The 13,856-nt window shown below is 38.3% G+C and carries 10 protein-coding genes; 3 read left to right on the top strand and 7 right to left on the bottom strand.

What is annotated here, in order from left to right; genetic code table 11:
* Positions 1 to 137: 137 nt before the first annotated feature.
* The 7 genes from AXA65_RS09575 to AXA65_RS09540 form a co-directional block, all read right to left on the bottom strand.
* The gene (locus AXA65_RS09575) at positions 138 to 2,648 is read right to left on the bottom strand and encodes a M1 family metallopeptidase (protein ID WP_063969893.1); all 2,511 of its coding nucleotides are present in this window, start codon (positions 2,646 to 2,648) and stop codon (positions 138 to 140) included.
* 73 nt (positions 2,649 to 2,721) lie between these two features.
* Positions 2,722 to 3,639 (bottom strand): hypothetical protein, encoded by a 918-nt coding sequence (locus tag AXA65_RS09570; RefSeq protein ID WP_063969892.1) that lies wholly within the window; start codon positions 3,637 to 3,639, stop codon positions 2,722 to 2,724.
* A 10-nt stretch (positions 3,640 to 3,649) separates the two neighbouring features.
* Positions 3,650 to 4,444 carry a thymidylate synthase gene (locus AXA65_RS09565; RefSeq protein ID WP_063969891.1) on the bottom strand — a complete coding sequence of 265 codons (795 nt, stop codon included), beginning with the start codon at positions 4,442 to 4,444 and terminating at the stop codon, positions 3,650 to 3,652.
* Positions 4,445 to 4,576: 132 nt separating this feature from the next.
* Positions 4,577 to 5,326 carry an SDR family NAD(P)-dependent oxidoreductase gene (locus AXA65_RS09560; protein ID WP_063969890.1) on the bottom strand — a complete coding sequence of 250 codons (750 nt, stop codon included), beginning with the start codon at positions 5,324 to 5,326 and terminating at the stop codon, positions 4,577 to 4,579.
* A gap of 129 nt (positions 5,327 to 5,455) precedes the next feature.
* A complete protein-coding gene (locus AXA65_RS09555; protein ID WP_063969889.1) occupies positions 5,456 to 5,896 on the bottom strand; it encodes a hypothetical protein in 441 nt (146 codons plus the stop codon).
* Complete coding sequence (locus AXA65_RS09550; protein WP_063969888.1) at positions 5,889 to 7,322, bottom strand: CCA tRNA nucleotidyltransferase; 1,434 nt, start codon at positions 7,320 to 7,322, stop codon at positions 5,889 to 5,891. Before AXA65_RS09550 ends, AXA65_RS09555 begins: the two co-directional genes overlap by 8 nt.
* Positions 7,323 to 7,733: 411 nt before the next feature.
* On the bottom strand, positions 7,734 to 8,288 hold the full coding sequence (locus AXA65_RS09540; protein WP_063969886.1) for an L-threonylcarbamoyladenylate synthase: 555 nt from the start codon (positions 8,286 to 8,288) through the stop codon (positions 7,734 to 7,736).
* 246 nt (positions 8,289 to 8,534) lie between these two features.
* On the opposite strand from AXA65_RS09540, the gene AXA65_RS09535 reads away from it, so the two are divergent.
* From AXA65_RS09535 to AXA65_RS09525, 3 genes are all read left to right on the top strand, one after another.
* Positions 8,535 to 9,011, top strand: coding sequence for a hypothetical protein (locus AXA65_RS09535; protein ID WP_063969885.1), 477 nt, complete (start codon positions 8,535 to 8,537; stop codon positions 9,009 to 9,011).
* Positions 9,012 to 9,430: 419 nt separating this feature from the next.
* On the top strand, positions 9,431 to 11,995 hold the full coding sequence (locus AXA65_RS09530) for a TonB-dependent receptor domain-containing protein (RefSeq protein WP_131797795.1): 2,565 nt from the start codon (positions 9,431 to 9,433) through the stop codon (positions 11,993 to 11,995).
* 40 nt (positions 11,996 to 12,035) lie between these two features.
* A complete protein-coding gene (locus AXA65_RS09525) occupies positions 12,036 to 13,205 on the top strand; it encodes a hypothetical protein (protein WP_063969883.1) in 1,170 nt (389 codons plus the stop codon).
* Positions 13,206 to 13,856 lie beyond the last annotated feature (651 nt).

The following is a 13,856-nucleotide window of genomic DNA, read 5'->3' as shown; positions in this document are numbered from 1 at the left end:
CTGCGAGTTTTTTTATTTTTAAGACAGCAAAACAAGAGAGCCACCTAGATCGAGGTGGCTATATTGTTTTGATAGGTCATAGATCATTTAGTAGAGGTGATGGTATCATCTAACCTCTCAATTCTAATCTCAAACTTCTATTTGTAAGCTTCCAAAGCTTTGTTGATCGCATCTACCTGCTGGTGGATGGTAGGGCTGTTGGGGTTTGCTTTCAGGACTTCCATTTTCTTGGTAAGTCCATCTTTCAGCATTTGCACGATCATCATCTTCACTTGCGGATTGTCTGGGATCTGAGATTTGGCCTGAACCAATACTTTGGTCACTTTCTCCGTGGCTTTCAGGTTGTCAGAGCTCATGATCCAGTTGTAACCTTCCTCAGCCGTTTTCCCAAGCACAGGATCCTGGAACTTGATAAAAGGGTAGAAGGCTACCGCTTGCCCGATGGCAGGCATCTGCTTCTCGATCTTGTTCTTTACGATGATCGGAAGAAGTTTGGTGATCAGGTCTTCGGACGCGTTGTCCAAGTCGATCTTGTCTGCCAAACCTGCCACTTTCGAAGGGTCAAGGTCGGCAATTCCAGCTAACGAAGCACCTTTGACGGAATTAGAAACCGCATTGATTCCCTTCTCATAGAGTGAAGTATATTTTGCATTCTTGGTTTTGGTCAAAGCCGAAATAGCGGCTGCCTGAACCAAAGTCTTCGGGTCATTGGAAGCCAATTTCTCAACGTCTGCTGTCAAAGCTTTTGCCTGATCGGCATTAGACAGGTCGATCTGTTCCAATGCCTGCTCTCTGATTCTGAAGAAAGGGTCTTTAAGCGCCGCCGCCAACAATTTGATGACAGCCGGATTCTTAGCATCCGCTTCTTTGATGGATGCCAATGCTCTGTATCTGCTTAGGAACTCTTTGGAATTGGTGAATTGTAATAAGTTCTGCTCAGGCGTTTTGGTTTCTGTGATCTCGGAAAGCAAGATCCCGTCTGCATTGAAGTTGATCAGGTCAGGTGTCTTGGAAGAATCGAATGTGAATGTATTCTTCGCCTTTGCATCTACCCAAACATTCGTGCGTTTTGGTTTCCCATTGTCGTATACATCGATGGCTAGAGGGAATTCAAAAGGTTTGTCCTGAGATTGATTGATCACTACGGTTACCTGTTTTTTCACAGGCTCATAAGTGGTCGTGTAGCTCAGCTTCGGATTTCCGCTTCCGAAATACCATTGGTTGAAGAACCAGTTGAGGTCTTTCCCGGACACTTTCTCGAAAGATAATCTCAGCTGATGTGCTTCTCCGTTTTGATATTCGTTGGTTTTAAGATAATCTGTCAAGCTAGCAAAGAATGCATCGTCTCCAAGATAATTTCTCAACATATGAAGGATGCCGCCACCTTTGTTGTAAGTGATCGCATCGAAAACATCTTCACGGGAGGCGTAATCAAATCTAACTAGGTCCTTGTTGAACAGAGCCGGATTGTGAATGTACCCAGAAAGGTCCTCTCTCAAATGATAATCGGCATCGTCTTTTCCATACTTATGCTCCAGCCATAGATATTCTGAATAGTTGGCGAAAGATTCGTTTACCGTCAGGTTGCTCCAACTCTCAGCAGTAACCAGATCGCCAAACCAGTGGTGGAAAAGTTCGTGAGCGATGGTATTTTCCCATTTGTTCTGGTCGATCAGGTCGCCTGGTTTTTGCTGTGCAGACTCCTGGTGTAGAGTAGCGGTTGTGTTTTCCATAGCGCCAGAAACATAATCTCTACCTGTGATCTGTGCATATTTGGACCAAGGATAGTCATAGCCCAATCTTTTGGAATAGAACTCCATCATCTCCGGCGTAAGGCCAAAGATCTGTTTCGCGTAAGGCTCATATTCCTTCTCTACGTAATAATCTACGTCGATGTTTCTCCATTTATCCTTTACCACAGCAAAGTCTCCCACGCCCATAAAGAAAAGGTAAGTGGAATGTCTCTTGTCCATCACCCAATGGTCTGTTCTCAGGTCTCCGGATTCTTTTTTTGAATCTTTAAGAAGTCCGTTGGAAAGCGTCACATATTTGTCAGGAACGGTCATGTAGATCTCCTGAGTGGTCTTTTGGTTGGATTTGTCTATTGTTGGGAACCAGGCAGATGAAGATTCGGTTTCACCTTGCGTCCAAATCTGAGTCGGTTTATCTTTGTCCTTGCCTTGAGCATTGATGAAATAAAGACCTTTCGCATCATTGATAGCCGCACTTCCTTCCTGCTTTACTTCATTTGGACGCGCTGTATATTTGATGTAAACGGTGTAATCCTGATTCTTTTGATAAGTTTTATCAAGTGTAATTTTCAGAACATCATTCTTATAATCGAATTTAAGAGGTAATTTCGAACCGTTTTTGTCCAAAGCCACTTCGTGGATCAGCATTCCTTTGGCATCCAAAACCAACTCGTTTGTCGCGTAGAAATAAGGACTTGCGGTCAGCCATTCCTCACCAGTCATCTGTTCTTTCTGATAATCGAAGCTGACTTTCAGTTTGGTATGTTTTAGCTCTGTAACTTTGGTATGTGTTGCTCTGTAGACCGGATTTCTTCCGGAAGTTTCCGTTTGAGCAAAGATCGTATTTGAATTAAATATAGCACCCAGAAAAAGTGCAGCAATGAATATCTTCTTCATTTTATATTGTTGTTATTTTTGATAGATTTATTAGATAAGTCTGTTATAATTAATTAAAGTTACGAATCGCTGATTATTTTGTGATTCCATTTCCTTTTTTCAATAGATTAACTTCGTGGTCATCCTTTAAAATGAAGTTGTTTTCTAATAGTTTTTCTAGAAGTTTTTTATTGTCAGGATTTTTGAATTTCATCAGTTCCAATATTAATGTGTTTTTACTGAAATCCTCATAACTGTCATCGTTAGTCTTTTCAAGATAAGAAATAATACTTTTCTGAAGTCTGTCTTTGTATTGTTCTCTAAAATGTTTGGTAAGATATAAAAGGACGTAAGGGTTTTGTTTTGCGAATGCTAATTCTTCCAGTCTATTATGGAAATATTCAGGATAAACTCTATGTCTTAAAGCTTGATTCAAAACATAGTTGGTCGTATTATTGCCGTAAATAGAAATACTGTCAAGTTTTCGCAGAATCAAATCTTTTGCTTGTTTATCTTCATTTACATTTTTCAAATATTCGTCATAGAATATTTGTGAGGGAGGTAGATCACCTATAATACAACCATTTTGGGAGTATATTTCCTTTTTTAGATTTAGAAGGCGTGAATAAAATAGTGGTGTAAGCTTAGGAATACGATCTGCAACTTCAATGTATGAGTAGAGAGTAACTACAGGGTTTTTATTAAAAGTTAATTGATAGATTTCCTTAATTGTAGCTTTCTTCTTTAATTTTTCAAATTCAGAAAAAGGAGTTGCATATTCAATATTTGGATTTTGATGTCCGAGGACGCCTGTATCAAAATAATTAAATGATGAAATCTTCTTTACCTCATCTCTCAGATTTGCAGGAACATTTAAAGAGTCATAAAGACCTTTTTCTTTTGGACCTAAAACTTCAACCAGCTCGGTGGAGTATAAATCACTTTTTCTGTCTTCTTTTTTACAATTAAAGAAAATGAATAGTAGTAATAAAAAAATTAAAGAGATCCTCAACTTGCAAAAATTATATCGCCACCGGAGCTTTAATTCCCGGATGCGGGTCATAATTTTCCAAAGTGAAATCCTCAAAATCAAAATCGAAAATATCTTTGATTTCAGGATTTAATTTCATTGTTGGTAAAGGTCTTGTTTCTCGGGAAAGCTGTCTGTTGACTTGCTCAAAATGATTGTTATAAATATGAACATCACCGAAAGTGTGAACGTAATCGCCAACTTCCAAGTCGCAAACCTGCGCAACCATCATCAATAAAAGTGCATAACTAGCAATGTTGAACGGAACGCCTAAGAAAACATCCGCACTTCTTTGGTACAATTGAAGGGATAATTTTCCATCTGCCACATAAAACTGAAACAAAGCGTGACATGGTGCCAAAACCATATTCGGGATCTCAGCAGCATTCCAGGCGGAAACTATCAATCTACGGGAATCCGGATTTTTTTTAATTTGTTCAATGACTTCTGAGAATTGGTCAACCACTTTTCCATTAGCACCTGTCCAGCTTCTCCATTGTGCACCATAAACAGGACCTAGGTCTCCGTTTTCATCTGCCCATTCGTTCCAGATGGAAACGCCGTTATCAGTGAGATATTTCGTATTTGTGTCTCCTTTGATAAACCAAAGCAATTCATAAATGATAGACTTCAAATGAACCTTTTTTGTTGTTACCAAAGGAAAACCTTTGGACAAATCATAACGCAATTGGTAACCGAAAACGCTTCGGGTTCCAGTTCCGGTTCTGTCGGTTTTATCTGTGCCGTTATCTATAATATGCTGAAGTAGATCGAGGTAGTTTTGCATTTTGAAAGCTAATAATTGTGAGTACAAAATAAAGAATTTTATATTTAAAAATCAGTCAAAAACACAAATATTAGTAATAGAAAAAAGTATCCACAGAATGTGAATGCCTTGATAATTTTATTTCTCTGAATCTTAGATCGCAGTATAACCACCATCTACAAGATAATAACCGCCGGTCATAAAAGAAGATTTTTCTGAGCTTAGGAAAAGGACCAATTCTGCAACTTCTTCGGATTTACCCAATCTTCCCATTGGATGTTTGGCTGTCAAAGCTTCTTTCATATCACCGCTCGCACTTTCCAAAAGTGGCGTCTCGATATAAGCAGGTCCTACTGCATTACAACGGATGTTTTTCTGTCCATACTCTACACCGATGTTTTTGGTGAGGCCGACAACTGCGTGTTTAGAAGTTGTATAAGCTGAGGAGAGGGGAGCAGCAACTGTACCGTGGATAGAAGCAATATTGACGATGACACCGCCACCATTTTTTTCCATTTGATTCAGTTCGTATTTGCAACCATAGAAAACACCATCTAAATTCACGTTGAGAACTTTTTTCCAACTGTCAATGCTATAATCTCCTGTGGTTGCCTGTTCACCACCAATTCCAGCATTGTTGCAAGCGATGTCCAATCTACCGTAAGCTTCAACTGTTGCTTTTATTAACGCTTCAACTTGTTCAGGATTTGATGTGTCTGCTTTTACGAAAGTGGCTTCTCCGCCCGCTGATTTTATTTCTGCAACGGCTGATTTTCCATGTTCTTCATTAATATCAGAAACTACAACTTTTGCACCTTCTTTTGCGTATAATTTTGCAATGGCAAGTCCGATTCCGGAACCTGCACCTGTAACCAAAGCTACTTTATTGTCAAGAATTTTCATAAAAATTGGATTGTTTAATTATGAATAACAGCAACAATAAATATGCAAAGTGAGACTCTTAAAAGTTAATTCTTTCATAAATGTTTCTATGTGAAACAATGAACGGTAGGAGATATTTCGAAAATAAGGTTATTGGATATCCAAAATTTTCTGAACCATTGTATTCAAAGAAAAAACATCACCTCTCTGTTTCCGATTCATCGCTTTTGCCAATGGAGATTCCGGCGAAATGCAAATGATCTTCTGATTCTCAATTTTGATTTCACCTAAAGAAACAGAAATGAAAAACAAACCTTTTTCCGTTGTCACGATTGCGCCTTTTTCAGCTTTATCATTTAGTTTTGGTAAAATAGTTTTGAGAAGATCTCTTTGTTTCAAAATCTCATTCAGCTGAACTTGAAGATTGTTGATTTCCTGTTGAAGCATTTCTCTTCCCGTTTCGTATTTGTCACCCATCGAACTTTTGGTATCGTTGCTGGATGCGCGGGTTTCTGCAATCAGTTTTTCGAAATTTTCGATTTTTTCGGAGAGTTTTTGCCTTATGATTGTTATTAATTCTTCTTTATTCATTTTTAATTACCAAAGTCAATCCCAATTTCTCCGCTTCATTGATTACAAATTCTCTCGCTTCAATCTTATCATTTTGAATCTCGCCTTCCAGAATCGCTTCCTTCACTTTTTCTTTCAAGATTCCGATTTCTCTGCCAGGATCTAATCCGAAAAGTTCCATGATTTCTTCACCGGAAATTGGCGGTTGGAAATTCCTGACCTGGTCTTTTTCCTCAACTTCTTTTATTTTCGTCGCAACGTATTCAAAATTCTTTTTGAATTTGGCTTGCTTAGAATAATTCTTGGTCGTGATGTCGGATTTGCAAAGTGTAAATAGGTCTTCCAGATTTTCTCCCGAATCAAAAAGTAAGCGTCGCAACGCAGAATCCGAAGCGTCATCCGTAATCAAGGCAATTGGTCTAGCATGCATTCTCACGAGTTTTTCCACGTATTTTTGCTCTTGTCCGAGTGGAAGTTTCAATCGTTTGAAAATTGATTTTATCATTTTAGAACCGAGAAATTCGTGACCGTGGAAAGTCCAGCCGATGCCTTCAACAAACTTTTTCGTAGGTGCTTTTCCGATGTCGTGGAGTAGTGCTGACCATCGCAACCAAAGTTTATCGGTGCTTTCAGAAATATTATCGACTACTGCCAAAGTGTGGTAGAAATTATCTTTGTGCGTTTGTCCGTCAATATCTTCGATACCTTTTAATGCGGTGAGTTCTGGGAGAATATATTGTAACAATGTGGTTTCTTCCAGTAATTTTAAACCTTTTGAAGGCCTGTCAGAAAGCATTATTTTATTAAATTCCACCATGATTCTTTCCATCGAGACGATTTTCATTCTTTCCGCTTCGTCTTTGATGGCTTTCAGAGAATTTTCTTCGATCTTGAAATCCAAAGTCGTAGCAAAACGGATGGCTCGCATCATTCTGAGTGGATCATCCGAATAAGTTTGATGAGGTTCAAGTGGCGTTCTCAGGATTTTCTTGTTCAAATCTTGAAGACCGTCAAAAGGGTCGATGAGTTCGCCGAAATTTTCTTTGTTTAATGAAATCGCCATTGCGTTGATGGTAAAATCTCTGCGTTTTTGGTCATCCTCAATCGTTCCAATTTCCACAGATGGTTTTCTGGAATCTTCGCTGTAGCTTTCTTTTCTCGCGCCAACAAATTCCAGTTCCAGATCTTTGTATCTGAACATCGCGGTTCCATAGGTTTTGAAAACCGCGACTTTCGTTTTTGGGTCGATTTCTTTGGCGATGCTTTCTGCCAATTCGATTCCGCTGGATTCTGTGACGAAATCTATATCTGTAGATACCTTTCTTTTCATAATGAGGTCGCGAACGAATCCGCCAACGGCATAAACGGTTTGTCCGTTTCTGGAAGCGACTTCAGAAATGACCTTGAAAAGTTTGAGGTTTTTATTCTGAGCTAAGTTGATTAACATTAAATAATTTCAAAGATTAAAAAATTCTTTAATAATAGGACAAGTCAAATTATGTTGGCAAAGATAAATCTTTTGGGAAAAGTTTGTACTATGCGAAGCTGCGTAAGCGATAGTAGCGGTTATCCTTTCTTGTGGGCTTGCCAGCCCATAAGAAAGATAATAGCGGATAGCGCGGTCTCCCTATTTTTTGCGCGGGCCTTAGCTTGGGGAAAAATAGGGAGATACGCCCAAATTGTTAGTAGTCAGGACTTTTTGGCCTTAAATTTTGAGTCGACAACTGAAATTAAGAAATTCTGTCTGCAAAAATCTTTCGGTATTTCTTTTGCGATAAGAGTAAATACAAAAAGTAGTTTTTTTTCATAGTTTATTTTTCCGGCGGATGGTCTTGTAAAAGGTCATCCGCCGGTTTTTTTATTCGCGAAGGATTTTGATCTGGCTGTTGTTCCAGATCTTGATAACAGACGATCCCGGATATTCCGAAACCTTGTCGTGAAATTCTTCTACTACATAATCTACAGCGTTTTTGATCTCATCAGAAATGTCTGAAAACTTCAAAGGTGATCTTTGTCCGCTCAAGTTTGCAGAAGTAGAGACCAAAGGTTTGTTGAGTTTTGTAATGAGTTTTTTGCAGAAATCGTTTTTTACCAATCGTATTCCGATGCTTCCGTCTTCCGCCAACAGTTCTTTCGGGAGATTCTTTGGGTTTTCGTAAACGATGGTCACTGGTTTTTCGCTGACGTCCATGATTTGCCAAGCCATTTCGGGAACATCCACCAGATCTTGCAAACGTTTCTCGGACTCTACTAATATAATGAGCGATTTGTTGGCCTCTCTTTTCTTGATGTCGAAGATCTTTTTGATGGCTTCTATATTGGTAGCGTCGCAACCGATTCCCCAGATCGTGTCTGTAGGGCAAAGTATCGTTCCACCGTTTTTTAAGATTTCTATAGGTTTGGTAAAATCCATTGGAAGGTAAATTTATGAGTTCTGATCTTCTGCAAATTTACTAATAATAGAAAGATCACAGCCCTCTATATATAGACTTCCTGTTGAACTTAAAATAAATGGCTGATCAGAAAAACGAAATTTTAATTTATTGATTATGAATCAATCATCTGATAATAATGCGAAAAAATCAATGATGATGAGCATTTTTGTCATTTTTGGTGTAAAAATTGTTGCTGTTCGAACTTTAATTCAAACTAAATTATTATGAAAAATTTGAAAAAATTACTGTTGGTATTGTTACCGGTCCTAACCCTTTCGTTGGTATTCTCTTGTTCTAATGATGATGACGATTATGATGATGGCGATCAGAATAAGAAGAACATGAAATTCACAGTCACCGTAGATGGTGCGGAAGAACAAGATTATGTTTCTTTTATATTTGTGGGCGCCGATCAAAACAACTCCAATACGGTCTGGAAGATCAACGGTGTGACCCAGAATAATGAGACCGCTATCTCTTTGGGTGAAAATGATTTTATAGGAGGTGCCAAAACATATGTCATAGAAAGTACAACGCCATTGAGATTGGCAACTACAAGTATGCAATGTCTAAATCCAGGAGCAGACAATCCGTCTTTCAAGGTAAGTTTCAAAGCTGAGGTCAACGGAAAAGTAGTGACTAATGATGAGAATTTCACTGTAACTTCAACTTCTGATTACACTCATAAATATGATTACTAAAGAGATCTAGTACAAAAATTATAAAAAGGCACTTTCAAAAGTGTCTTTTTTTGTTTGCAAAACAGTCAAAAACTTAAGTTCAAAATAGCTGCTCTATCTGAAGGCGAAGTTTTTGAAACCTGTACAAACCTGATTTAGGTCTCCATTTTGGTAAAATTCTCATGTTAACACATTTTTAAAAATTCAAATCGCTGATTTTTAGTACCTTAAATGTTTTAATGAATTTGACCAGTTAAATTTACCTATTGTTAATTTAATAAAACATGAACAGATTTTTAAATAGCCTTAACCTGTTAACCTGTATTTAACATAATCTTGATTTTCGTAACAGGATGTTAAAGAATAGTTGTTAATTCTTATACATTCGGATTGCTTTTCAAAGCATTTCTTTGGCAACGAAGAAAAAAGGAAATCAAAAAATGAAAGCAAAAACAATAAGCATCAGTGCTTTGTTTCTTTGTATGTCAACCACCATGTTGTTGGCACAAACTACAACCGATACGCTGAAAGGCGAGAAGAAGATCGATGAGGTGAAGATCATCGGGAATACGAAAAAAGGTAGTGAATCTAATATCATCACCGCTCAGAAAAAAGCAGTAGAAGTCATTGAAAGAGTCGGCTCTGTGCAGCTCGAAAAGCAAGGTATCGGTGATGTTTCTGTAGCAGTTACGAAAGCAACAGGTTCTCAAAAACAAGAAGGTAGCGGACAAATTTTCATCCGTGGACTTGGAGATCGAAACAACTCCACAACGATTAACGGTCTTCCCATCCCATCCAACGATCCAATGTACAAGAATCTTGACCTATCCATCATCAAAACAGATATGATAGATTTTGTAGGTCTGGAAAAAGTGTATCAGCCAAAACTTTGGGGTGATATGTCTGGAGCTAATGTCGATATCGTTACCAAAGTATATACAGGAAAACCATATTTTAAAGTCAATTTAGGGTCTTCTGTCAATACAAATGCAATCCGCAAAAATAATTTTTATCTTCAGGATGGTCCGGATTATTTCGGATTCAAGCAGGTCAACAGACCTTCCAACGCTCGCGTGGCAACACAAGGTTATGCATTCTCTACATCTTGGAACAACAAGGAAAGATTGACGCCGATCAATTCTAATCTAGGAGTTGATTTCGGAACTAATTTTAAAATCGGAAGTCAAGGCAGACTAAGTATCTTCGGATACGGATCTTTTGATAACGATTATTCTTTCGTAGAAGGCAACATTGGTTCATCTTACAACAACACAGGTTCTGCACTGAAAGACCTTTACGGACAAGAATACAGATACCTCACAAATACGACTGGTCTATTGAATGTCAACTACAGGATCAATCCTAATCATTCCATCAATTACAGTTCTAATTACATCCACACGACCGAGCAGAAACTTGGGAATTACAGCGGATACATCCGTGATGTAAACGAACTTCTGAATGAAAATCAAGAGAGGATCGAGGTTGCAAATCTGAGAAGAGCTTTGTACAAGACCAATGACCTTTTCATCAATCAGCTTCGTGGTGAGCATAAATTGTCTGATCCTTTGAAGATTGTTTGGAATATTGGTTACAACAGGTTGGACAGCAGAAGACCAGATAGACAGCAGAATATCTCTGTGTTCAATACAGAAACTGGAAATAACTATTTCGCTAATAGTAATCCTGGTGCAAACCAAAGATATTTCGATAAGTTGATAGAAAACGATTACGTGGGTGACCTTCATGCTGATTATAATTTTTCAGATGACCTAAAAGTGACTTTAGGCTATAGCGGAAGAATGAAGGACAGCGATTTCCGAGCGTATCAGTACAACTTCAGGATTCTTCAGCCGCAGGGGAACTACTATTTGGATCCGCAAAACTACGATGGATTCTTTAATTTGAATAATTACACTACAGGAAATCTCTTTCAGATCTCAACATTTTGGGGTGATATCAAAGATCCTCAGCAGGCTTTAAAACCACAATATTACCAGTCCAAATTGTTCAACAACGCAGGTTATGCGAACATAGAGTACAAGTTTAATGATAAGTTTACAGGACAGTTAGGTCTTCGTTATGATAACCTGGATCAGGAGATCACCTACATGACTGCAATCTTCTCGAATGGTGGGATCATCAATAAAAATTATTCAAAACTACTTCCATCACTTAATCTAAAGTATGCTGTGAACGATAAGAATAATCTAAGGTTCTCTGCTTCCAAAACATACACCACACCACTTTTGATAGAGCTTGCTCCGTACGAATATGAAGAAATAGATGAATTAAGCTTCGGAAACGTGGATTTGAATCCTGCGGACAATTACAATGTGGATCTTAAATGGGAATGGTTCCCGAATAGGAGTGAGGTGATTTCTGTAACAGCTTTTGGGAAGTATATCATCGACCCGATTGCCAGAGTAACGGTCAACTCTTCATCCAACTCGGTTTCTTTCGTTAATACAGGAGACAGCGGAAGGGTTTTCGGAGTAGAAGCAGAAGTGAGAAAGGATCTTTATCAAGTAAGCAATACTCGATTCTATACATTCCTTAATGCATCATACATCAATTCTCAGCAGGATCTGAACAATGATAAAGTAGTGGCGGAAAATCCAAACTCAAGGGTTTCTGTAGATTTTATCAAAGATAAAGACAAGATGCAGGGTGCATCAGATTTCCTTGCTAACGTGAACTTAGGTTGGGAACAAAAATGGGGCGAAAAGAACGCATTCGATTTTGTACTTTCTTATTCCTACATCTCAGACAACATCTATGCATTGGGATATCAGACCAAAGGAAATATTGTGGACAAATCGATCAATACTTTGGATGCCATCCTAAAACTGAAGTTTGCTAGCGGATTAGGAATATCATTTACTGGTAGAAACCTCATAAACCCAGATTATAAAAGAGTCCAGGCCAACGATAACGGTGATGTGACGGTAAGAAGCTTCAAAAAAGGAATGAATTACGGCGTAGGTTTCTCGTACGAATTTTAAAGAATAAAAAAAATAAATTATAATAAATAAATCAAAAAAAATGAAAAAGTCTTATTTAAAATTATTAGCAGCAGCGTTCATTATTTCAACAACAGCAGTAACATTTGTAGCTTGTAGTGATAGCGACGATGATGATATCCCTGTTGTATCTCCTACAGGTATCGCTTCCAATCCAAACGATTTCAAAGGTGAAGTAAAATCTGGAGAAACTGTAACACTTGACGCTACTAAAGTTTATAAGATCACTGGTTCTGTTATCGTACGTGATGGTGGGAAATTGGTGATCCCTGCTGGGACAAAATTAGAAGCTTCTGGTGGTACATCTGCTTTTGTAGTAGTTGAGCAAGGTGGTCAGATCTTTGCAAACGGTACAGCTACTTCACCAGTAGTTTTCACATCTCCTGCTGCAACTCCAGGAAGCTGGGGTGGTGTAGTACTTTGTGGTAGAGCACCTATCAACAAAGGAACTACGGCAACTTCAGAAGTTGGTAATGCGACCTACGGTGGAACTGTTGCAAATGATAACTCAGGATCATTGACATTTGTAAGGATCGAGTACGCTGGAGCTATCTTCACAGGGGAAAAAGAATTCAACGGACTTTCTCTTTTCGGAGTTGGTAACGGTACAAAAATAGACAACGTTTCTATGGTAAACGGTTCAGATGATGGTATAGAATTCTTCGGAGGAACAGTGAACGTATCAAACATCGTGTCTTTTGGAAACGAAGATGATGCTTTTGACTGGACAGAAGGTTGGAACGGAACTGCAACAAACGTTTACACAAAAAGAAGAGCAAACGGTGTTGGAAATAGAGGTATCGAAGCAGATAACAACTCAAACAACAGAGATGCAAATCCAAGATCGAACCCAACCATCAAAAATGCAACATTCATCGGTGCAGAAAGTGGAGAGTCTGATGCTTTGAAATTAAGAGAAGGTACTCACGCCACTATTGATAATGTTGTATTGTCTAGCTGGAAGACAGGTATCAACGTAGAGCACGATCAGTCTGTTGCTTACTTCAATGGAGCTAACAAGATCACCAAAGTGAAATTTGATAATGTAACTACAAAAGCATCTGTTAAAGCAACTGCTGGAAGTGCTGCTGCTACATTATTGGCAAACACATTTACAGAAGACTCTTCAGCTAATGGTGCTGGAAACGGTACAGCAACACCAACTTGGGCTTCTGGCTGGGCAGGATTATAATTTCTTTTTTCTTCATATCAAATCAAATTTATTTGAGCCCGCAATTCACTGCGGGCTTTTTTTTGTTTTTAATCTTATAACAGATCATAACATAAATTAGCAGATTGGCGACTGCTAAAAAAATATGGCCGAGCAAAACAATTGGATAGGTAGCATTTTCCCTGCAATTGAATTACACTATATTCTAGCAATGCAAAGCCGCAGAGCGGCGCACTGTCAATAGAAAATACCAAGCAAAAATGCAAAGCACCGTAGGTGCGACCTGTTAATAACAGGAATTTGTTCCCAATTGATATTAGACCTACTGCAATTAATATTCTCACACCTGTAAGTTATATTGGAGCACCTGTAACTTATATTGGAGCACCTGTAACTTATATTCGAGCACCTGTAAGTTATATTCGAGCACCTGTAAGTTATATTCTTGCACCCGTAACTTATATTCTTGTATCCGTAACTTATATTCGACCATCCGTAACTTATATTATTGCATCCTGAAACAATATTCTTGCACCCGGAAGATAAATTACAGAAACTTCAAAGTATTTTCTACCGCCATAATAAAACATTTCCCGAAATTTGAACTATCAACTATCAACTATCAACTATCAACTATCAACTATCAACTATCAACTATCAACTATCAACTAT

The sequence above is a fragment of the Chryseobacterium sp. FP211-J200 genome, from assembly GCF_001643375.1.
Taxonomy (GTDB): domain Bacteria; phylum Bacteroidota; class Bacteroidia; order Flavobacteriales; family Weeksellaceae; genus Epilithonimonas; species Epilithonimonas ginsengisoli.
The sequence above is the reverse complement of the archived record's forward strand: the minus strand, read 5'-3'. Positions and strand labels throughout refer to the sequence as shown.